13 protein-coding genes and 3 pseudogenes are annotated in these 22,597 nt (G+C 42.6%); 4 read left to right on the forward strand and 12 right to left on the reverse strand.

Annotated elements, in window-relative coordinates; translation table 11 throughout:
* Window positions 1-1,099: 1,099 nt before the first annotated feature.
* A complete protein-coding gene (locus tag B3K42_RS03885) occupies window positions 1,100-1,504 on the reverse strand; it encodes a helix-turn-helix domain-containing protein (RefSeq protein ID WP_110991245.1) in 405 nt (134 codons plus the stop codon).
* Window positions 1,505-2,079: 575 nt separating this feature from the next.
* Between B3K42_RS03885 and B3K42_RS03890 the strand changes: the two genes are divergently transcribed.
* Complete coding sequence (locus B3K42_RS03890) at window positions 2,080-2,436, forward strand: hypothetical protein (protein ID WP_110991246.1); 357 nt, start codon at window positions 2,080-2,082, stop codon at window positions 2,434-2,436.
* A 127-nt stretch (window positions 2,437-2,563) separates the two neighbouring features.
* Here B3K42_RS03890 and B3K42_RS03895 read toward each other — a convergent pair whose 3' ends face one another.
* Window positions 2,564-6,829, reverse strand: a complete 4,266-nt coding sequence (locus B3K42_RS03895) for an AAA domain-containing protein (protein WP_414674502.1) — start codon at window positions 6,827-6,829, stop codon at window positions 2,564-2,566.
* 102 nt (window positions 6,830-6,931) lie between these two features.
* Window positions 6,932-7,395: pseudogene (locus tag B3K42_RS13825) on the reverse strand (DUF4011 domain-containing protein); the annotation flags it as partial.
* 440 nt (window positions 7,396-7,835) lie between these two features.
* On the opposite strand from B3K42_RS13825, the pseudogene B3K42_RS13900 reads away from it, so the two are divergent.
* Window positions 7,836-8,255: pseudogene (locus tag B3K42_RS13900) on the forward strand (IS1634 family transposase); the annotation flags it as partial.
* A gap of 93 nt (window positions 8,256-8,348) precedes the next feature.
* On the opposite strand, the gene B3K42_RS13830 reads toward B3K42_RS13900, so the two are convergent.
* From B3K42_RS13830 to B3K42_RS03915, 3 genes are all read right to left on the reverse strand, one after another.
* Complete coding sequence (locus B3K42_RS13830; RefSeq protein WP_375232254.1) at window positions 8,349-8,456, reverse strand: hypothetical protein; 108 nt, start codon at window positions 8,454-8,456, stop codon at window positions 8,349-8,351.
* 152 nt (window positions 8,457-8,608) lie between these two features.
* A complete protein-coding gene (locus B3K42_RS03910) occupies window positions 8,609-9,922 on the reverse strand; it encodes a hypothetical protein (protein WP_110991345.1) in 1,314 nt (437 codons plus the stop codon).
* Between the two features lie 14 nt (window positions 9,923-9,936).
* Complete coding sequence (locus B3K42_RS03915) at window positions 9,937-10,857, reverse strand: hypothetical protein (protein WP_110991344.1); 921 nt, start codon at window positions 10,855-10,857, stop codon at window positions 9,937-9,939.
* A gap of 165 nt (window positions 10,858-11,022) precedes the next feature.
* Here B3K42_RS03915 and B3K42_RS03920 point away from each other — a divergent pair, with 165 nt between their 5' ends.
* Together B3K42_RS03920 and B3K42_RS03925 are read left to right on the forward strand one after the other, a co-directional pair.
* Window positions 11,023-12,297, forward strand: coding sequence for a hypothetical protein (locus B3K42_RS03920; protein ID WP_110991343.1), 1,275 nt, complete (start codon window positions 11,023-11,025; stop codon window positions 12,295-12,297).
* An 8-nt stretch (window positions 12,298-12,305) separates the two neighbouring features.
* Complete coding sequence (locus B3K42_RS03925) at window positions 12,306-13,562, forward strand: hypothetical protein (RefSeq protein ID WP_110991342.1); 1,257 nt, start codon at window positions 12,306-12,308, stop codon at window positions 13,560-13,562.
* Window positions 13,563-14,836: 1,274 nt separating this feature from the next.
* Here the strand turns inward: B3K42_RS03925 and B3K42_RS03930 are convergent.
* The 6 genes and pseudogenes from B3K42_RS03930 to B3K42_RS03955 all read right to left on the reverse strand — a co-directional run.
* Entirely contained in the window at window positions 14,837-15,580 is a 744-nt protein-coding gene (locus B3K42_RS03930; RefSeq protein ID WP_110991340.1) for a DnaB-like helicase C-terminal domain-containing protein, read from the reverse strand.
* Between the two features lie 173 nt (window positions 15,581-15,753).
* The gene (locus B3K42_RS03935; RefSeq protein WP_110991339.1) at window positions 15,754-18,414 is read right to left on the reverse strand and encodes a PQQ-binding-like beta-propeller repeat protein; all 2,661 of its coding nucleotides are present in this window, start codon (window positions 18,412-18,414) and stop codon (window positions 15,754-15,756) included.
* A pseudogene (locus tag B3K42_RS13835) lies at window positions 18,404-19,690 on the reverse strand (SUMF1/EgtB/PvdO family nonheme iron enzyme). The gene B3K42_RS03935 and the pseudogene B3K42_RS13835 overlap by 11 nt, the downstream one beginning before the upstream one ends.
* Window positions 19,691-20,106: 416 nt before the next feature.
* Window positions 20,107-21,459 (reverse strand): SUMF1/EgtB/PvdO family nonheme iron enzyme, encoded by a 1,353-nt coding sequence (locus B3K42_RS03945; protein ID WP_110991338.1) that lies wholly within the window; start codon window positions 21,457-21,459, stop codon window positions 20,107-20,109.
* Between the two features lie 184 nt (window positions 21,460-21,643).
* On the reverse strand, window positions 21,644-22,342 hold the full coding sequence (locus tag B3K42_RS03950; RefSeq protein WP_292596998.1) for a formylglycine-generating enzyme family protein: 699 nt from the start codon (window positions 22,340-22,342) through the stop codon (window positions 21,644-21,646).
* A gap of 3 nt (window positions 22,343-22,345) precedes the next feature.
* On the reverse strand, window positions 22,346-22,597 hold a 252-nt coding region (locus tag B3K42_RS03955; RefSeq protein ID WP_292597001.1), incomplete at its 5' end, for an IS4 family transposase.

A 22,597-nucleotide genomic window follows, 5' to 3' on the forward strand; every position in this document is an offset into this window, starting at 1 on the left:
ATATAATCTGAGGAAGAGCCAATTCACTCTTGCAAAAAACAAATAAGGTAATTGTCTGTTCAAGGCTTCTCTTCTGTGCGAAACTCGCCTTGTTTCTTGAATATGTACTGCATTGCTGACTTCGTCCTTCCTTCAGGCAGCACAAAAATAACTCTAGAGAGTTATGATAATCGAGGTATTATGCAATCTTATGACAGAGCGAATTGAATTGGATCAAACTCCCGTTCCTCAGGATTTCTTGATCAGTTACGTCTTGCTGGCCCTCATAAAACCGTTAAATGGTCCTTCCGATCTTCCCCTGACGATTATCTACTCATGATAGGCTGGCCAACATTTTCTGCCTTCAGCTAGAGGAATCACTCACAAATATCCTCTCAAGGTATTATGCTGGCAGATTTGACAGAATTGAGCCGAAAAAAATGGTTAAGCGGAGCCCTTTGCCTGCTCCGCCCACGGGGACACCCCCATGCAGTGAAATTATAGCACTCTGCCATCCTTAGGAGAAAGTGATCGATAACAAATGAAGATGCATATTGCTCTACATAAGAAAGCATCACCTGGTTTTTTTCATTGAAAGGAACATACTGGATTTTCCGGATCAATTCAGCTCGCATTGTCTCCATGATTGGAAACAGGTTTGTCAACTAAAGTTCTGAGAAGAGACAATATAGAAAAAAACGAAAACTAGAATCAGAATCGCAACTGCGAAGCATTGAGAAGCCTAATTCATGAGGCTTATAAACATGTTTTAGCGACAACGACATGAATGAACCACGAATGAGATGATATTCTATCGTATCGCCTGATCGTTGAAGCTGACTCCTATGTACTTTTATCTGTCCATTCCAATATTGATACTTGTCCACAAAAAATGGTCTCACTCGCATTTAGGAAAACCAATTCTACGTTCATTGAAGAAGAATGCTGATAACTGCTGAAGAATTCTTCGCTTTCTTTCCGTATTTGTTTGCTCGAGCAACGATGGTGATTTCCACACATTCACATGGCTTCGAGCACACTCATTGTCCTATTTGCGCTAGACTCATTATTTGTGTAGATATTTAGAACCGGGCAAGTTATGAACCTTTTGAGTTTCAACCTAAACCTTAATCGCTTCTTCTGAAGCCTTTTGTAGAAGCTTCATAAGGAATTCTTCCGGTGAGACATTAGCTTCTTTGCTTAATTCTTGCAGTTTCTCAGCAGCCACGTTGGAAAGTCTAATGCAATTATCAGCCTGGGCAGTTATTAGGATCTTTCCTTCAAGGGCACTCACGAGTTTATACATCATTTGATAAGAAAGATTCTGTTTTCCTGCCTCTATTCTTGAGATATTTGGGACGCTTATACATGTGAGCTCGCTTAGATCCTTTTGGGTCATACCCTTCTCAAATCTAAGTTCGATTAGTTCATCTATGAAGTTTCTTAACGGTTTTCTCTCGTTGTATAAGCGTGCGAATTCCTCGTTCTTCATCAAGTTGGCCTTCAGTTTATCAAATCCTGTCATCTATACCACCACCTTCTAGATTTACTTCTTTATTCACTTACATAAGTATATTATCATATATGATAATTTCATCAATATCCATCTTACCCTTTCTCTTTTCTATAACTACTCAAAACAAAACAACATTTCTTTTAGTTCTACTATTCCTCTATTTGTCTATGGCAACTAGGAATACAGTACTTATATTCTGCAGCAAACACAGTATTTGGCCAAATAAAAATCCAGAACCTGGGATTAACTGTTTAGCCTCTAGTGTTGGAGTAATTCAGAATGCGACGTCTGCCCAAAAGTATAGTTAAATGATGATAATGAACTGGTCTGTCAATTGTGATCGATTGATCCCCACATTGCTCAATGTGCTAGACTTACTGTAACTGTACGTTGAATGCACTACCAAAACGATTGTGATCATTGAGATGGCGAGCCGCCACCAGTTATGTATTGTTTCAACTGATCATTTCATCTTTTTCCCATGCGTCATACCAACCCAAACCTAACGTCTTGCTCTAGTATGTTTTCGATTATTCAAATCGGTGCCCAAGTGGCAATTGGCATCCAATTGGGAGGATCCTAGCATGTATGCAATCGACGAAAATGGAAGAACCGTGATCCTTAACGAAGACGGTAGCTGGCAGTTTGACAACTCAAAGGAATGGCGAGTTGTAAGAACCTATATGGGAGATTCGGCAACGAAGAAGACTGATCTGTTTCAGATCACTTATCCCCAATGGAGGGTACGTGTATCAACAGAAGATAGTGTTTCAATTTACTGGTACGAACCTGAATCCGGTCATGAGGACAGTCTTATAAGTTTAGGATCTCCGACTTCTGATGAGAGTTACGTTTACTTGAAAGGAACATTCTACCTAGACATTTCTATCTCAAGAGGAAAGTACAGAATCGTAGTTGAAGAAAAGCTTCCGGCAGAATAAGTGTTATGCCCTTATTTTGAAACAGCGGAATACCGTAAACGCATGAATTTAGGATTTCCAGCAAATTTGTGTTTGCTCAACACGGCTACCCACATTGTAGATGGCCCAGGATCCATTATGCACCCAATTATGCTTTTCTAATGCTCACTTTCCCGTCTTGAACCTGAATCTCATGGTTTCGAACAAGCAAGCTGACTTCATTGTCTATGACAGTAGAAATGTTCGTTCCCGTCCTCTTGAAACCGAATAGTCTTGCCACATCTGTCTTCAAGTCCTCTCTATCCATTGTGAACGCGTTTTTAAGACAGAGTTTTATGGCCTCTTGAATCTCCACAGGTGGGATGTGTTCGGGTTTTCTCATATCATTTCTGCTGGCCGATTGTCTTGGAAGGATCCTTTCGTTGCGCTTGAGCAAGAAATCTCCCTGCAATACGAATGAGTTTCTTGGAAATTGTGTCATAACGAACTCTCGTAGATTCTTACGAGAGATATTCCCGGATTTCGTATACATATCCCAGTTTACCTGGAGTAAATCAGGGCGAGTATCAAAAAGCATGGAAATCCTCGACACTACTTCATCCAAATGAACCGGGGCCTCTTTTTCAATTACCATTCTTACAACGTCATAGATGTTTACAGCCCTCTTGGATGATAGTATTCTGGTTAGGTCAAAAACCGAGAATTTCTCGTATATAGGGAGAGTCATTTCTTCTCGTTCAATTGATGGCAAAGGATTTTCGATTACAAGCTCATCTTGATCTTTATAGGTACTGTCCTCTTCAGGAAACCATCTTGCAGCTTCTATCTCTGCAATGACCCTCACCATTTCTGAATTCCTGTCGAATATCCAGTCCCTGGACCAGATTCTAATAATCTTCCAACCCAATTTCTCAAGAACCTGCTGTCGAAGCCTGTCCCTATCTCTTGCAGTTCTCGCGGAGTGATACATGGCTCCGTCGCATTCAATTCCTGCGATATACCTTCCAGGATGTTCATTATCAACAATTGCCAGGTCTATCCTGTAACCGGAGCATCCCACTTGTTTGTGTACGTTGAACCCGCGCGCTGTGAGTTCTTCATATACCTCCGTTTCAAAGGGCGATTCAAATTCGCCGCCAGTGTTTTCAGTCTCTCTCAAAAGGAATTCCTTGCTTCCTCCCTGTTCGGCGTAGTTCAAATATTCTCTTAGAGCTCTTACTCCAGGCGTCTGGATTTCAACAGAGATGTCTCCTCCCTTTATGGAACTCACGACAGTGACTTTCTTCTTGGCTCTAGTTATTGCAACATTGAGTCGCCTTTCTCCTCCACTTTTGTTAAGAGGGCCAAAGTTCATGGTCAACTTTCCCGAAGCATCTCTACCATACCCAATGCTGAAAATCATCTCATCTCTCTCGTCACCCTGAACGTTTTCAAGATTCTTCACGAAGAAAGGTTCAAGTTTATCCTCACCGAAGAAATCCTCGACAGACTGATCCTGGGAACGGAGCTCTTCAATTCGGTCGAGAATTGCAGTCTGCTGAGCTTCACTGAAGGCAACTACTCCTAATGAAACACCTGGCTTTGTCCTTGCATGGCTCATAACCATCTCAGCAACTTTGCGAGCTTCTTCAATATTCTTTCTGCTCTTCGCTCTGTCGTAAACTCCATTCGAAACATGTTCAAAGCAGATTCCAGAATCAAGCCCGTTAAAACTGCTGCTAGGGAAAGTGCTAAGTCTATTCATATAAAAATGATAGTTTGAGAAGGCTATCAAGGATTCGTGACGGCTTCGGTAATGCCAGAGAAGTTTTTTCTCCGGTAGTCCGGCTGTGCTGCATTCGTCGAGAATGCTTTCAAGGCTCTCGAGATCGTTCTCTTCATCCGTCATTTCAGCCTCGTCGGGTTCAGAGATTCTGAAAAAGCTGGTTGGAGGTAGCTGCTTGTTGTCTCCTACAACCACTACTTGTTTTGCCCTCATGATTGCTCCCACTGAGTCTTCTGGAAATACCTGGGAGGCCTCGTCAAAAATGGCGACATCGAATCTGAATCTTTCTGGATTGGTGAATACGCTTACAGATAGCGGGCTCATCATCATGCATGGTTTCAGAACCTGCAGCAGATTTGGTATTTCCGAGAACAGCCTCCTTATGGACTTATTCCGTCTCTTCTTTGCAATCTCTCTTCTTAGAATAGATGTCTCCGCACTTCCAGAATTTACAAGATTGGAAACCGGAACCCTCTGCGCAAGCAAAGAAGCCAGTCTCTTTCTGGCATACAGCTGCTGCTTTGAATCGAGAATCCTGAACTCTTTAACAAGAAGATTGTGGTCATTTGTTGAGAATGAGTTCAGAACCTCATCGTTTGCATATAGCTCTGACAATAGCCTGCTGTAAAAACCCTTTAGGAAGACTTTGTCAAGCATATCGGTCTCCACTTCACTTTCTCTAGCTCTTTCGAGAAAGTCTTCCAGTCCAGTCTTCTCGAGAAAAATGATACTCTTCTTCATTGAAAGCCAGTCATCAAGTTTTGGAAGCGACTCTTGGAGTCTTTGGACAAAATCTTCAAAGCCTTCAAAGTCCAAGAGAGATTTGCCGTCAGAAAATGGTTCCGTGATCACCATGTCGGATACTTCTTCTAGATCCTTGAAGAACACATTTGTAGCTGAGATTGCACGCTCCACCCAGTAACTCTTGCCCGGAATCGACTGCTGATTTTGGGTTCCATTCGGTAATATAGAAAAGAATGAGAAGTATTCAATAAGCTCTCTTAAATCTGATTCACTGTTTCTCAAAGCTTTTTCGAACTTGCTATAGCTCTCGTAGAAACTCCTGATTGTCTCTTTTGACCTTTCGAGAACACTTATCAACTCTTCCTTGTCATAGGCTTTCGTCATTATTCCGCACTGTGAGAGGACTCTTGACGCCTTAGTCAAATCCTCTACGATAGTCTCGGTATCAACAATCCCATCGTATTTCAATGAAGAAAGAATACGAAGATTCTTCTTGTAACCGCCAAACAGCCTCCCAAAGAAACTATTGTATGATCTCGCGAATTTTTCCTGAAGTTTGGTTAGGTTCAGCTGGAGAATATCTGGTCGATAGCGAGTGAGCAGCGATGCTGTTTCTTCGAATGACCTTACGGATTTGAGCGTATTGGTGATTCCAAGAAGCGGGCGAAGAGCATTAAACTGACTGGAAACTTCACTGTGAGAGTCCTTGACTTCATTTATTGCGCTACTTAGATTCAAGAAAGAATCTCTATAACTTGACGGAAGATCTCTCGTAATTGGCAGAATATGAGAAAGAAGATCCTCTGCTAACTTCAAGGCTTTATCTTCGGCTGAGCTTTCGGCCTCAAATAAGTCAAGAATCGTCGAAATTCTGGAATTTGCATATTCTAGTTCCTTACTGATGGAAGATCTCCATTCGAGCGATGCATCTTCTCCTATCTCCCTTAGTTTTCCAATCGCACCACTTATCTTCGCAAGCGATTGACGAACGCGCATTACAAAGACAGCATCGGGAGCAACTGCCCTGACTTTGTTAAGAACATCCTTCTTATGGTTTCGATACATTTCGGCGTGCCGCTTAACATTGTCAAGATTGCTGATGATCTTTCCGAGTTGATCCCGCGTGAGATCTTGCACGTGTGTTAAATCAAAACTCATAAGATCTACATCATGCAGAGCTGCTAGATTGCCGTGAAGCTCAAATGCTGAAATCTCAAGAGAAGTTCTCTTTTCGTGCAGCCTTCTAACGTAGCTGTTGAGTCTTTCTCTTATCTCCTTGAGTCTAGAGAGTTCACGCTCTAGACTTCGCGTATCTACAGCATGGTTGTTAGCTTCATTTAGGACGCGATCTAACTCGTCCAGGACCACTCTCTTCCCCGTTTTCTTACTGTGAAGCTCCAGACAAAAATCTCCCAATTCACAATCATCCAAACGTCTCTTTACAACTTCAAGAGCTGCCATTTTCTCGCTTACGAAGAGGACTCTCTTGCCCTGACTCAGGGACTCCGCGATGATATTCGCTATTGTCTGACTCTTTCCAGTTCCAGGAGGTCCCTGTATCACTAGGTCTTGACCGCTTTTCACGGCAAGGATAGCCTCTTGCTGACTCGAGTCGGCATCCAGTATCTGATAACAATGAAGAGGATCGTTTTCGACATCCAAGTCTGCAAGCTCGTCGTTTTCATTATCTGGCACAACCAACGGCTTCCCCTCTGCAATTGTTCTTAGCACGGCATTCTCATATATCATGTTTGCGTAGTTCTCTAAGTCTTTGTACATTGCAAGCTTGGCAAACGAGAAAACCCCTAAAGCCACGTCTTCGACAACCGACCAACCCTCGATCGGCTCAATTAGATTTCTGACTTTTACAAATAAATCTCTCAGGGTCGACTCTTCAAGCGACATTTCCTGATCATAAGCAGACTCCAGGTCAAGGCCAAATTCCTCCAACTTTTCTGAAAGTGTTGGATTAAGTACAATGTCGTCATCGATTATCCTTACGGAATAGGGCGAGGCAATTGTCTCACGGCTAATGGAAACTGGAACAAGGAGTAAAGGGGAAATTACAAAGCTCTTGTTATAATCTACTTCTTTCCATTTGAGGAAACCGAAAGTCATAAAAAGGGTATTGATTCCCATTTCCTCGTAAGAAGTCCTGGACTTGAGTTTTAGTCTATTGAGAACAAGATTCATTTCCTTTTCATCACGGTCAGCCTGTATCTGGTTTGCTCTAGGGAAACAACGCTTCGATATTCTTGCTCTTCATCATTTTCAGGAGGAATCGGAACGAAGTTCATCTCTTTTTCTTGGACGACAATCTTATTGAAGATCTCACTGCTTGAAGGTTTTATGAGCATCAAATTGCTCGTCTTGCTTGTCCTGAAGTTGATTAATCTGTTTCTCATTGTGAGATCTAGCAACGCCTTCTTCCACTTGTCTACCTTAACGGAAACAGCATCATTGTTTTCCATGGGATCCCTCCAAAAGCCTTTCTAACACAGCTGGTCTAAACAGAACGGACCAAATATATCCGCGGAACGTTAATTGAAGTTATTGAAGAGACTTTGTCTACTCAGATCAGAGATCCGTCCATTCTTGTTGGCAGCACTTACTGGCTTTATGAGACACGCCACTCAAGATGAACTTCTCCGGAAATCCAGCATTATCCACTTTGACTTATTAGCTTCATCATCACTGCACCTTGAAGTAACTACATTACGCATATTTGTCTAAAGAGATTCTATCATTTTGTAAGCAAATGAAACAATTAGAAGAACCTCACAGCGTCCAGCTAAAATATGCGGAGCGGGCAATCTTAATTAACAGAGAACAAAATCCTGCCTCATATAGTACTTATACGTATCGGTTTCAAGCTGCAATTAGAATGGGTAAGAATCTTAGACCAGGAACAGCTTCGGAAGTCAAATACGATGGCAAATACGTTCAAAGAACAAACACAAAACTAACCAACAGAGAGGTTTCTCAATCAAACAAATTGCTGTGGAAAGTAGAGAGGGCGTTCAGGGAACTGAAGAGCGGACTCGATCTTCGTCCTATATAAAACTACACAGACGAGAGGGTGAAGGGACACATAATGATCTGTTTCCTTGCGCTTTTAATGGAGACTGTCTTATGCAGAAAGCTGAAAGAGATTGGAAGTACTTTCTCTTACGCAGAAATACTTGAAGACTTGACAGAGATAAGGGCAGTTGAGATAACGGTAGAAGGCAAACGCTTTCTTGCAAGGACTGAAATGATGGGCAATGCTTACGACGCTTTTAAAGCACTTAAAATAAGACCACCGGATCTACTCAAAGAGATTGCATATTAGACCACTGTGGTGGTACGTCTATTTTTCTTTTCATTTTTCCCCATGTTTAGCTGTTTTCAGATTTCTTGCTGTCAAAGTTGAGTCGAGCTGTTATCAGGCTCTTACCTCCAAGAGCAATGACAAGTTCTGCTTACCCAACACTATTCTGGAGATATTCGGAGCGCTTATAACAGCAAGCTCGCTAAGATCCTTCTGGGTCATACCTCTTTAAATTTGGCTAAAGGATCAAGCTAATATGAAGCCTGCTCAAATACCTTCATATGGACCTCGTGCGGTGTTTGCTTTTTCTGGTCTAGATTATAGCTTATAATTAGAAGACCCTCTCGGGTCTTCTAATTATTCCCTTCAAAAGCTCAGAGTTTCCCGGGATCTGATACCGGACCACTAGGACCCTGGGGAACAGGTTCAGGTGGCGGTGTTGTCGTAGTGGGTCGTGATGAAGGATCGATTTTCCACATTTCATCGTAGAAATCCTGCACCGCTTTTGAAACGGATTGAATATAGATAGCCACCACGTACCACCAATCGCCGTCTGTATAGGTCTTGTAAGAAATACCAGCTCCTACATTACCTCTTATAATTGATGAAACTTCTTCTGAGTGGCTTAAAGTTTGTGAGAAAGCTTTTGCCATGGACTTCACAATTTTAGCGTCGACTTCAGCAAAGTCATAATTGTAGTCTTCCTGCTCATTATTTGTACCTGTTGTCCAATATATCTCTTCTCCTTGCAAGAAACCAACCAAAGCCGCCTGTGCCTTCTCTTTAGCAATAGCTTTTTTCATATCATCAATCATTGCCCGCTTGGCCTTATCTGGGTCTGTTGATCTAACTTCACTACCAAAAGCGATTATTGCGACCTCGCCCGTTGTGGGTATCGTTACAACTTTTCCACCTATGGGAGGTACTACAAAACAATTGATCTCTGTAATAACGTATTCAAGTCCCTCGCCTATCGTGTTGGCTTCTATGACCGCTCCTCCTTTGCTTCTTGCAGCCATAAGTGTTTTAGGAGTTGCAATAACTGAAACCATAATAGTGTTTTCCTCAATATTGTCGTAGACACTATAAATTACCATTCCTCTTAACAGAGCCTGACTGTATCCCTCAAAATCATTTGTATATACAGACAGAGTATTGGAGAGAGTATCATTCTCTGTTACTATGCTGTCCAGAGAACGTTGTAAGGTGGTCTTTTGGGTAATAGACATACCATTGAAAAACTCTGCAAGGTTCTTTTTTGCGTTAAGATACGCTATCTCGTAGGCGGTTCTCTTATTAATTAGAGTAGCCTCTCTATTCGGAAAGATTTGATAAGTTGCGGTTCCCCTAGCCATCCAGCCGAGACCTGATTCAGCAACGATGATTTCGGCTCCCACGGCATCTTTAACTTCAACTAGCTTCTTTTGAAAAGTAGGGATATCGTCCGGTTTTTGCTGGAAATACATATCTGTCACAGCAGCACCCTGGTCCAGAGAAGTTGATTCGACTTTTATGCTGGTTAAATCATTTTCGCCTTCTATAACCTCAATTGAGAACTCGCTTGGTTCAGGTGGAATGTCTCCTTTTGATGGCAGGCTTAAGTTGAAATCGTCCAGCGATACAAGATTTCCCAATATTGGAACTAAGAAGATCGACAAGAACATAAGTATTACGAAGGTCTTTCTCATCAAACCATCCCCTTTCAGTCATCTTGACTACCAATATGAATATTTTCCAGGGCCTCTTCCAAGAGTTTTCCCCTTTCTTCTTCACGTTTCTGAAAGTACTGTTGAGCCTCAATATCATCTGGAAAAACTCTAAGGAGCTGACCGTAGAAGTAGTTTGCATAATCATATTTCTCAAGGGCTGAGTAAATCCGTCCACAGATTCGAAGGCCGTTTACCGTAAGGTTGAGAACACCAATTCCTTTTAGGTAGCGTTCTGCACCTTCTCTATTGCTTCGGTTCAGTTCAATTAAGGCGAGGAAGGCTAGAGCATCATCTGCATAACGATAATTCAACTGGTAAACTCCCCAGAAGTAACTGGAAGCAGTGTCCATACTTTCGTCCGACAAAGCTTCATATCCCTTCTCATAAAGGCTAAGTTCAAAGTCCGGGATGAGGTCCAACCATATAATAGGCTTTTCGATCAAATCGTCCTCTCTATAAGCCACAAGACCAAACGCCCGATCTTTATATAAGCCCCTATCGTTAATGAGAAACCTCTTTATCCTGACTCCTAATACATAGTCCCTAAGGTAGTTCATTGCAACACTTCTAAGAGTGTCTGAGTTTAGATCAATTTTTTCCATTTCTTGCTTCGCATACTTCTCTAGACTAAGAGAAACAGCAGTATTGAATGCTGCTCCCGGAAGCAAATCCTTTTCTTTCTTATCAGCTTCGATTTTACTTATGGCAATTGCATAAACCACTCCAGAATGGGTTGATGTTCCGGCAACAAACCCAATAACATCTGTAGCGCTGAAAGTGATCTCATATATTGCTTCTGAAGGAATACCGTAATCGCTTAGTATGCTCTCCATAAAGAGAACAGACTCCTCTTTAGCAAAGCTAATCGTCAAACACACTAGAACAGTAATCCCCACAATAATAACTCTGTGCAATACTATGCTCCTTAACAATTAGTGAGAAACACAAGGGTGATGGTAATGTTTTAGTTACTTTACGCTATAATATCATATATTCATGTGTAATCTGCCATATTTAACAAATACTAATGTACACAAAAATATTTTTGAAAGACACTTATCTCAAGGGAGGTTATGATATTGAAACGGATTGTAGTAATTGTTGTGCTTTTTATTCTAGTGTCTATAACGGTTTTCGCATCTGATCAGAGAATGTTTGTGGCGCTCATTGATTTCACGAGGAGTAAGGACTCCGAGCTTATTTGTTCTTATCTTTCCAACAGAATAAATGAAACGGAAAAATATAGGCTTATTACTAGAGATGACAGAGATATTATGTCTCTCATTAATGAGAGCAAACTAAGCTACTCTACTGTCAGCAGCGAAGCCTCACAGAGACTGAAATTAAAAAATGTTACGGTTATTATGCCTGTGAAAATCACAAATAGCAGCTACTCCACCTCTTCTTCAAAAAGTGTTATCAATGGAAAGACAGTCTATACCTATACGGTGAAGTACAAAATCGAAGGGAGTTTTCAAATTCTGTCCGTCGACAACGGGGAGATACTAGCATCTAAAGCAATCGATCTCGAAGGTAGCGACAGTTATTCAAATACCTATGGGAGTTTTCAAGAGTCATATGAGGAAGCAAGAAAGCTTGCTATACAGCGCGCAGCAGCTTCTATGGAAGGAACACTCAATAAGCTTGTTGTGATAAGAGCGACTATTATTGAAAAGATTAGCGAAGATACTTATCTCGTAAGTGGCGGAAGCTGGAGTGGCCTAACTGTCGGATCAAAGGTAACCTTTTTACGCTCCTATATGGGGTCTGAGATGAAACAAGGATATGCAGAAGTAGCCTCAATTGGAACCGAAACTTGCATTATAAAAGTCTGGGACAAGCCTCAGTTCGATATTGTTCCGGGCTCTACGCTTGTTGTCGAGCTGCCTAACCAGCACCTAAGGGGTGAGGGTGTGTCAAAGTATAATATGTATGGTGGTCTTATTCTAAACAATATGGCTTTCCAGGGTGGTTTGAGTTTTGATAGCATTGCAAGCTATAACGGTGGGTTTCTGTTTGGAACCGGACTGAACGTGGCGTTCTTTCAACAGAAAGCTAGTTATGAGTTTTCAGGGAGTGTCGGGTTCTATATGCCTTTTAATAAGAACGGTACAAGTGGTGTTGGCGTAAAAGGAGGAGTTTTTCTTGGAGCGTCAAGTCATCTTCAGGATAAGAATAATTACCTCACCTATGGAGGAGGCCCTTATGTTTCGGCGTTCATTGATTTTCCCATAGGAACAGGGTTCTTTAATGGAATTTTCCTGGAAGCGGGTTATAAGCTGCCCATCATGGGCATATCTCCTGCTGGCTTGTTCATAAACTTCGGAGTGCAGACGGTTAGCTCTCCCTTCTGAGGTGTAGTATGCCTTCACAGACATTGATTGTAATCGCTTCTCTATTAGCTCTTTTAGTAGGTGTTATAGGGGTAGTTTCATTAATTGGAAGTAAGAACACCGTTGAACCGATCCTAATACCTGAAACAGAAGCACCTGTTGTAATGAAAGAGGCACCCCCTGCAGGAAATGTTTCATTCGTCCAACCGGTGAGTGTGCCTAAACCAATAATTCGTCTCATTATGACACCAGTATCATCTTCTCCTGGAGTATTCGTTCCTTATGACTTCACGGATTTGCTTACTTCTAGGTTTACTGAGATAATTGGCCTTTCGAATAGTTTTAGGGTAATTGATCAGAGAACAACTGAATGGTTAGCAGAGTTACAGCGGTTGAATGTAATAGAGAAAGACTACTTGAAGGTTTCTACGAAAGGTTCTGGAGCAAGCAGAGAGGATGCTCTTCTTCAAGCGCAGAAGAATGCAGTGGAAATGGTAGCCGGGTTCAGATTAAATTCAAAACTGTCTACACTGAAAAGTATGGAGTACGATGGCTATGAAACAAGAATTTACACTGCATTTGACGAAGTTACAGAGAAGCAGTTTTCTGGCACAGTAAAGCGGTACGAGATCCTTTCCGAAGGTGTTGACTATGAGAACCATTGGGTTACAATATCTGCTGATGTTGAGCTCTATACGATGCCAAAACTTTCTCATTCAGCCAGATATGTCCTTATGCCTAATATTTCCTATTTTAAGATGGAGTCTATAGATGTGTATATAGGGGGCTTGAGGGCAGTAAAAAGAATATGTTCCGTAACGATTGATCTAGTCCTTCTGGACCTTGATACCCGCCTAACAATACCAATTAGAAGCACCTCTGCTTCGGCAGAAGAGCTTGACTATGAGAGTTACCCGCCGCGCCCACAAAATGAACTGAGTGCTGGCTTCGCTTATGAGCTAGCTTCAATAACCTCTCACAGAGCGTTGGAAAACCTTCTGTCAATATATGAAACGCTAGACTGGTCAGCAAATATAGTAATGCTTAATGGCAACTTCTATATTGATAAAGGCGCCTTAGACGGGGTGAATAGAGGAATGACTTTCGCAATTTCAAGAGATATTTACCCTATTTTCGACAATAACCCCGATAGGCCTCTTGGTTACATAAAGGAGAATGTGGGGACGGTAATCATAACAGACGTTCAAGAGAGTGTCGCCCGATTCGACTTCATTGAAAAGCTTAAAGATGTTCTTGAGGGCGACAAAGCGGTTCTTGTTGAGTAATTCTGAGGCGATAAGAGCTTAGTGAAGAGGCAATGCCCACCACTTCTTGACGCTCTACCAGTGATAAGACGCTGGGAACGCAAGTATCCAGAGGGACGGATAAACGAGGGAAGTCTTGCACGCAGTGCAGGCAGCAGGATGCCCCAGTCAAATCACGCAGGCCTTTATTTTTAACTATCAAATAGAAACTAACTGCCGATCAATTTTGTATCGCCTGTGGCCAAAATTTGCCGACTTAAATTTTAACTGGCAAGAACTCTTGAACAGAAATGATTCTTTGTACGATACAACAAGAGTGCCTACGAGATCCTTCACAATACGCAGCTCTATCGCATATGTTGGCTATGTTTGGTAGAGATCTTGCACATAACGAACAGTTGTGTCGTTTTCGGCGGATATTCATTCGCAGCAACATATGTATTTGTATGGACGTCCAGTAACGGCCGGAAGATACAGAAGCATTGGACATTTGGGGAACCCCATTAAAAGCTATGTGCAGAATAAATAGTCCAGAAGTCCGACAAAATTGCAAAAACTCTTCTGTCAAGCTAATGCTTTCTACATTTCGTCTCCGTTATCTGCTGAATAAAGACCTAGTTTTCAAAAATATTGGACGTCTGGATATGACTTATTGTAAAGCTCATGAATATTGGGAAATATAAAATAGGGTCAGACTCCATTTTTCACAATATAGGAGAAATCGATGATAAAAATCTGTGAGGGCATTTCTTAGAACAGAAAAGAAAGGTTAAGCGGAGCCCTTTGCCTGCTCCGCCCACGGGGACACCCCCAGGCAGTGAAATCATAGCACTTTGCCATCCTTAGGAGAAAGTGATCGATAATTAAAGAAGATACATATTGCTCTACATAAGAAAGCATCTCCTGGTTTTTTTCATTGAAAGGAACATACTGGACTTTCCGGATCAAGTCAGCTCGCATTTCTTCACGATCGGAGATAGGTTGTTGAGTCGTCGGCAAAATTCGGCATGCCATAAGTTGGGTCAGACTCTTTTTCAAAACTTTTTATGCTTTTTTCAGTAGTTTGTCTATCTTTCAATTCAAACAATTCAAACATTCTCACTTCTCTTCCTTCTGTAGAATCTAGATCACTACTATCCAACAAGTTGAAAGCACTAGTCAAAAAGAGTTTCTGAGCACCATAAATCATATATGCAAACAGAAATCATTTTCGCTTCAAAAAGAGGTGCCATTCGAAGAAAGCAACTCTAGACCCACCATCTGTCCAAGGCTCAAGGCTTTCTTGCCTCTCATGACTAGTCATTTACAGTTGCCTTGCTCCAGTCAAATTGAAGAACTTCCGCTAAATCTACATCGACGCCACCGGCTCTGGATATTGTGACTTCAACCTTGTCTATTCCATATGAACTTGACCAATCATCTGGTGGACAGTGAAGCATCATAATGGTATCGGCTTCTGCCAAGTATGACCCGTTCCCTTCAAAATCCTCTATTCTTAGTATCTTTCCAGCATTTCTAAATGCGGAGACTTTAAGCTTTGTCGCAAGGATGAATACAATGCCCAGGTTCATTCCAACTTTCTTCAGAAGCCGACAAGCTTTCCTCTTTCCTGACAAGAGGTAAAGGTCGTCGATGACGAAGATTTCGATTCCTCTAGAGTGATGGAGTTCGGTTGCAACATCTATCGCTCTTTCTACGCTACGTTCCTTCAAATCCACAATATCTAATGTAAGCTGGTTGAGTTCATACAAACTGCGATTCAATTCATCTAATTCATCTGTGGGCAGAATTCTTGTATCTATTAGCTTTAGCTGTGATTCGAAAATTCTACGCAAAAGTTTTATCTGAAGACTTTTTGAGCGCTCACTATTTGAGAAAAAGGCAACCCGTCCACCTTCAAGAGCAAATTTGTACGCCAGATTTAGCAGAAGTGTTGTTTTTCCGCTCATATACAGTCCTCCAACCACTATTAGATGCCCACTTGCTATTGGTTGGAGATTATCAGATAGACCTTTATAAGGCCAGTTCAGATCTTTCATGAATCACCTCGAAATAGCTTCCATTGTTCTGCTACTATGCTTAACATTCCGCAACCAAGATCTATACTAAAGCAGCTCCACTCTTTTTTCATAAGAGCTTGCATGCCGCAAGATTTAGATCTTACCAAGCGCTTTTTTGCATCAATATTCCACAATTACTTTGTCGAACCAAGTTAGTCGGAGTATTCTTCAACGCTTCTTGTCTTTTCTTGTTTTTCCGGTCCGGTAATCGTCAATACAACTCTGAAGCAGACGTCCTTGTCCTGATAAAAAGGACTTAGTGCACTCCTAATAGAATAATCATCCACATCCGGCGGAGATATTCTTCTCGCGATTCTCTGAGGATAACCCCGTTGAAAGCATGGGTTATGGAACATTACTGCTGACGAAGGAGAATAAGCATCTGTACACCAGTTCCAGAGGTTTTCGGTAGATGGATTTCTTCCTGCCATGAAATAGCCGGAGGCAAGTTCCCACTCGGCATCAGTCGGAAGTCTGTAACCTTCTACTCTCTCTATGTGAGTTGTAATATTGCCGTTACCGTCCAACAGCTCTCCATTTCTGCTGTAGGCTAAGGGCAACCCTTTCAGCTCACTAAGATAGTTGCAATAAGCAATTGCATCCTCCCAGTTAGCGTTTTTCGGACGCGAAAGCCTTTTCACAGAAGAAGTGTGATCTTGAGAATCGGTCTTTTCATCTCCTTCATCACTCAGAAAGAAATACTGTTCAAAGGTGATTGGCTCGGCGGATATTAGGAAACTGTAGTCGAGCTCGACGGCTACAAGAGAGTAGTTACTCTCATTTATGTCTGATCCAGGCCTGGTCATGATGAAGAATTCTCCTTCCACTACGAATAACCTCACTTTTTCGAAGATTTTCAATCTTCTGTTGAACGCTTCTGTCATCTCTTCAATAGCCAGTCTCGTCGGCCGGTACTCCACTTCACTTCTCAGCTCCTGTCCAACCTTCTGAATCAGCAACCCCCCACCCAAAACACCAACGGCAATAACATTGTCTGAAAGTGCAAAAGAAGGGCTTATGTAGTCCTCTCGGGACAATGTGCCTGGCACATCCGGTGCAACAAGACCCACCTGTACTACAGTGAGCTTTCCCAAGAAAACACCGTGAACGCGGTGACTGTCTTCCAGAACACAGACCAACGGGGATTTCGGTTCGTCTATCACTCTCCTGTTTAGCATTGATTGCGATAGAATTTTGAATATGCCTGCGCCTTCACAGGTTTCAACAAAGAGATATCTCAAATTCCTTCTTAGGACAGTTGTGCACTCACCACTAACTCCTAAAATTGACTCCGAGATTCCCAGACGGTTTCCGCTTTCACATTCAAAAAGGGCAATCCTGCCGTTCCAGCCTACTGCAATTGTGAAACTTGCGTTGCTGTCCACCGACAGTGAAGCTATGGGCCCCATTCTTCCGCTGATTCTTTTCATCTCCTTGAAATCAAACATATCAAAGATCACTATCTGACCGTCTATTGAAGACGCAAACAACCTGCCATTACCGCAGGTAAGATGTGTAACACATCTCTCAAAGGATTGCACTTCATCTTTTAGTTTGAAAGACCTTGAATTGACTTCTAACAGCTTGCCATCATGAGTTCCAATAAAGAGCCTATGATCTCCCTGAAAAGTCATGCAGCTTACTCGGCAACCTACATCTAACTGATTCTCAATTGTCTGTGTTGGGATCCTCACTTTGTAGATAAGATTCTTGATGCTAAATATCAGGGACGAAGTCCCTTTTTCGAAGATCATCGCTTCTACCGGTTCTTCCACTGAGTTCTCTATATTGAAAACATCACCACTTTCGGTGTCAAAAACCATTATTCTGTTATCGAGATGGCGTGAAGCCACATATCTTTCGGAGTCGCTTATGGCTATTAAGGTTGAAGCTCCAATAACGGGAAAGCGTGATAGTATCTCCCCATTCGAAAGATCACGTAATTCGAATTTGCCATCTGAGACGATCAAAACTCGCTCACCGTCCGATGAGAATTCATACGCGATAGCTCCGATTTCCCGAAAGTCGATCTTGCTTCGCCAAAGAACTCTTCCGTCAATCAAATCAAGTGAGATAAGCTCTTCCCTCGCTTCATTGACAACGAGAACTGATATATCGAGCTTGCCCACTCCCAGCAACCTGTCGCATATGTGTTCCTCGATACTCCATTTTTCCTCTCCAGTTGCCGGATCAATTGCAAACAGGCATCCTCCGATCCCTGCTGCGATCAGATTTTCTGAGCTTCTACTAATTTCCAGTTCATATAGCTCGCATCCAAAATCTGCCCGAAATAGCATTGAGCATTTCTTTTCTCCCGCTTCGAACTTGAAGATACTACCTTCTTCCGTTGCAGCGAACAGACTCATTCTCAATGAGTCGAATGCAAAAGCCGATACTACTTCATTGCACGAAACGTCAGAAAGTATTCTTGTGTGATCCTGAATCGAAATTACAGTGAGGAAATTTCCGCGGCTGACAAAGGCAAGGTAATTCCCGGTTTTATCAATCGACAGAGAGAGAATCTCTTTCCCATAAGAGATCTTGTCAATTACTCTGAATTCCTCAGTATCGACAATAAGAATGTATTCGATACTTGGTATGGCAGCAAACAGCCTTCCATTACGTAAAAAGAGAACTCCGGGACAGATATCGAGATGGCCGAAGGGTTTTGAGATTTTTAGTAGTTTCCTGGAAGTCAAATCATATTTCGCTATCGTACCGAAGTGATCAAGAGACACTAGAGTCTTCTCATCATCCGAAAACCTTATCGATACAGGTCTTGAGCTGAAGACAAATACCGTGTCAGAAAACATCGCCACACCTCCTCTTTTTTAGGTGAAGGATGTCTCTAGAAAACACTTTTGAAAGATTCAACGCAATACGAAAACCAAGACGGTTACACTTGCAAGTAGGGATGCTACAGTTGCGACCACTCACAAACAATCCCGCCGCACTGTGGCTCCAACTGTCACCACGTCTAAGCCTCCTGGAGCCGTTTGAACCGTTGTATAGATTGATTGTTGGGCTTTCACCGTGGAATTCTTCGTCACAAAAGTCGCTGCACCATTCCTCCACGTTTCCGCTCATGCCATACATTCCCAGTTCATTGCACTTCAACTGACCGACTTCGTGAGTCTTGCTCCCTGAGTTGGAATCATACCAGGCAACAGAGTCCGGGTTGTCAGATCCGGCGTACATGTAACCCATGCTCTTGTTCCCACCCCGTGCAGCGTATTCCCATTCAGCTTCAGTCAGCAATCTGTATCCCTTCACTTTCGTTTTGTCCTCCGTCTTTCTCTTATTCACGTCTAAAAGACTTCCATCTCCGGAATAGGCTATTTGAAGCCCTTACTTTTCACTCAGCCAGTTGCAGTATTCCATTGCATCAAACCAGCTAACATTTATAACTGGCCTTCTTCCCCTTCCCCATCCCGAATCTTCTGGTTTAGTTGTTCCCTTCTCCATGCAATAACCGTCATATTCATCGAATACTATAAGAAACCTCTCTGTGTAGATGTCATATGTAAGCTCTACTTTATGAGTCAGCTTTTCATTGTCAAAACCGCCTAATGCGTCTCCCATAACAAAGCTTCCGCCTTCTACACACACTAACGCGTCGCCGTTTGCTAAAGTCAGACTCTTCAGAGTCGATATTATGACATTCACAAGACTGCTCTTTTCAGAAATATCGAGGCTTATTCTATTCCTTAGCTGTCGAGACATTTCACTTTTTCTAATGTTCTCAACGAATGTGAAGATTTGGCCGTTCCTTTTTATGCCCTTGACTATATCATTATGGAAGCCTTTCCATTCATGCTTAACACATTTCGAATTCAGATTTTCCTTACTCGAAGCAACCACTACCATTACGCGGGCCTTGTCAAGAGCGTCTTCAATGTGTTTCTTGTAAGCAGCCTCTCCTATCTCATCAATCGAAAAATCGCGTAAAAAGGCTCTTATCGATTGCACTTCAAGTAAATCGTAAAGCTTCTTAGCAAGACGCCAGTCTCTTGTGTATCCACCTCTTTTTCCATCCGAGACTTTGCATGATATGAACACTTGCCAGTCCTTCGAAGTGTCCCGAGCCATTCCCTCACTCCTTGCTTTCCTGGCTTTTTGTCTTACTATCCGGTAATCTTCTGACCTTTTCCTGTCAACTGGGTCTTCGGTTGACTATTATTCAAGATATTCAATAGCGCACAGGCAAATTTCTTGCCGTTAAGGTGCCTCCAGGGCTTTGGATATGATCCTCGAGTTGAGAGGGGTATTTCAACTAGAAGAGAGATCGGACACATTCCTTTCCTGAATTGTCATGCTCGTCGTTTCAATTCCTAATCCACATTTGTCTAAAAAGTCTTCAGACTTTTCTGTTCGTCTCAACTCATCTATTCGATAAGGTCTCCAAAATCCTCAAGAAGTCGTTATTATCCTCGCAGTCAAGAATCTACCGTATCTTTTGCGTCTTCAAGCGTTCCTGCGACAAATGGATAAATGATGAAGTGTAATCAGAACACCGTCCTTGCAATACGGAAACCTATGAGGCTACGCGAGCGAGCGGGCGACCGGTTTATGCGATCAGCTACACGCGTGAGCGTAGCATTACTGCGCCAGCTACCACCACGAAGCACCCGGCGGGAACCAGTTGTGCCGTTATAAGGGTTGGTCGTTGGGCTCTTGCTATAGTAGCGACTATCCCACCAATCGCTACACCATTCCCAGACGTTTCCAGACATATCGTACAATCCTAGCTCGTTAGGCGCCTTCTTACCAATTTGCTGTGTCACCCATCCCGAGTTCAAATCGTACCAGGCCACATCATCGACGTTATCGCTGCCTGAATACTTGAATTTCTTGCTTCTGTTCCCGCCCCTTGCCGCGTATTCCCATTCTGCTTCTGTCAGTAACCTGTATCCTTTCACTTTCGTTATGTCCTCTGTCTTTTGCTTGTTCCTGTCTAATATACTTCCATCTCCAGAATAGGCTATTGGAAGCCCTTCCTTTCCACTCAGCCAGTTGCAGTATTCCATTGCATCAAACCAGCTCACATTTATCACTGGCCTTTTTCCTCTTCCCCATCCTTCATCTTCAGGGTTCGTTGCTCCCTTCTCTATGCAATATCTGTCGTATTCATCGAATACTACAAGAAACCTCCCAACACAGAAGTCATACGTAAGCGTCACCATGTGGGTTGGTTTTCCAGTGCTGCATCCATCTCCCCACGTGTCCCCCATGACAAAGCTTCCATTCTCGACGTAAATGAGCTCGTTTCCGTTTACCGAGGTTATGACCCTTTTCACCACTTTGCTTTCAGTTATTTGTGGAGCTGACTCATAATCATTTCCAGGCGATGTTGTTCTCTCTTTGTCTGTATGACTCTCAGTTGTTGATGAGGTGGCTGTATGATTCATTCCCAGTGCCACTATTATAAAATTCACAAGATTGCTCTTTTCTGAAACATTGAAAATCTGGTGCTGTCTGAGCGCAAGGGGTAGTTCCTTTATGGTTAGGTTATCAATAAGCGTGAATACTCTGCCAAATTCCTTTCTTCCACTTATTATTTCATTATGGAAGGTGCTCCATTCATACTTGACCCATTTCGAATCCAAGCTTTCTTTGCTTGCCCCAACGACCACCATAACCCGGGCTTGGTCAAGTGCTTCTTCTATTACTTGTTTGTAGTCGGATTCTCCTAATTGCTCCAAAGAGAAACTGCTCATGAAGACCTTTATAGAGTTCGCTTCAAGTAAGTCGAATAGCTCCTCAGCAAGATGCCAGTCTCTTGTGTACCCACCTCTTTTTCCATTCGAGACTTTGCACGATATGAATACCTGCCAGTCCTTTGAATAATTTTGAGCCATATCCTCACTCCTTGCTTCTATGGTGTCTGTGGTCTTCCTAAAGGTGTTTAGTATTCTCAAGAAGTAATTATTATCCTTGCAGTCAAGAATCTACCGAATCCTCTACGTCTTCAAACGTTCCTGCGGCAGAAGACTTCATCCCGGCACTCCAAGCCACAGCAAAAGGACAAATGATAAAGTGTAATCAGAACACCGTCCTTGCAATACGGAACCCGAAGTCGAAGTACTTGTAATCAGGAGTGTCATCTAGGCGAAACGCTACCCGTACGCACAACGCATAGTCGAGCCAGCTACCACCACGTTTCACCCGGGAGGAACCATCTGTACTGTTGTACGGGTTGATTGATGGACTCCTGCTGTAATACTCACTGTCATAACAGTCACAGCACCACTCCCACACGTTTCCGGACATATCGTACAGACCAAGTTCATTGCACTTCTTCTGCCCCACTTCGTGTATCATTCTTCCAGAGTTCGAATCGTACCAGGCAACTAAATCAGGGCTGTTAGATCCGGCGTACTTGTACCCCATACTCTTTTTCCCACCCCTTGCCGAATATTCCCATTCAGCTTCCGTCAGTAACCTGTATCCCTTTACTTTCGTTATATCCTCTGTCTTTTGCTTGTTCCTGTCTAATAGGCTTCCATCTCCGGAATAGGTTATTGGAAGCCCCTCCTTTTCACTCAGCCAGTTGCAATACTCAATGGCATCGAACCAGCTCACCCACATTACCGGCTTTCTTCCCCTTCCCAAGCCTGAATCAGATGGTTCCTCTGTCTCAATCTCCCTACAGAATCTGTCATATTCATCAAATGTCACAGGACACTTCCCAATGTAGAAGTCATATGTGAGCTCTACTTCGTGGGGCTCATCATTACCCATAAGTCAGTTAGAAAAAATGTCTGCATATTCAAGCACTATGAGCAGTTTAATTAGACCCTGCCAGACGGTCTTTACCCCTGGATATCCATCACTCTTTCTTCCAATGAAGCCACCAATTCTTCCCAGCATGTAGACTATCTCGTTTATCGTCGGTGGTTCATCCGGCAAAGGTTTGTCTTTGTTTGCCATCTTGTACAGGATCTTCCATTCTCTTTCATCGAGAAAGAACAATGACCGCTTTTCGTTGAACTCTCT

Source organism: Mesotoga sp. UBA6090, from assembly GCF_002435945.1.
Taxonomy (GTDB): Bacteria; Thermotogota; Thermotogae; order Petrotogales; family Kosmotogaceae; genus Mesotoga.

Excerpts from the sequence above, each read along its gene's own strand:
- B3K42_RS03885 (WP_110991245.1), bottom strand. The coding sequence starts at position 1,504 with ATGACAGGATTTGATAAACTGAAGGCCAACTTGATGAAGAACGAGGAA.
- B3K42_RS03890 (WP_110991246.1), top strand. The coding sequence starts at position 2,080 with ATGTATGCAATCGACGAAAATGGAAGAACCGTGATCCTTAACGAAGAC.
- B3K42_RS03895 (WP_414674502.1), bottom strand. The coding sequence starts at position 6,829 with ATGTCGCTTGAAGAGTCGACCCTGAGAGATTTATTTGTAAAAGTCAGA.
- B3K42_RS13830 (WP_375232254.1), bottom strand. The coding sequence starts at position 8,456 with ATGACCCAGAAGGATCTTAGCGAGCTTGCTGTTATAAGCGCTCCGAAT.
- B3K42_RS03910 (WP_110991345.1), bottom strand. The coding sequence starts at position 9,922 with ATGAGAAAGACCTTCGTAATACTTATGTTCTTGTCGATCTTCTTAGTT.
- B3K42_RS03925 (WP_110991342.1), top strand. The coding sequence starts at position 12,306 with ATGCCTTCACAGACATTGATTGTAATCGCTTCTCTATTAGCTCTTTTA.
- B3K42_RS03930 (WP_110991340.1), bottom strand. The coding sequence starts at position 15,580 with ATGAAAGATCTGAACTGGCCTTATAAAGGTCTATCTGATAATCTCCAA.
- B3K42_RS03935 (WP_110991339.1), bottom strand. The coding sequence starts at position 18,414 with ATGTTTTCTGACACGGTATTTGTCTTCAGCTCAAGACCTGTATCGATA.
- B3K42_RS03945 (WP_110991338.1), bottom strand. The coding sequence starts at position 21,459 with ATGGCTCAAAATTATTCAAAGGACTGGCAGGTATTCATATCGTGCAAA.
- B3K42_RS03950 (WP_292596998.1), bottom strand. The coding sequence starts at position 22,342 with ATGGGTAATGATGAGCCCCACGAAGTAGAGCTCACATATGACTTCTAC.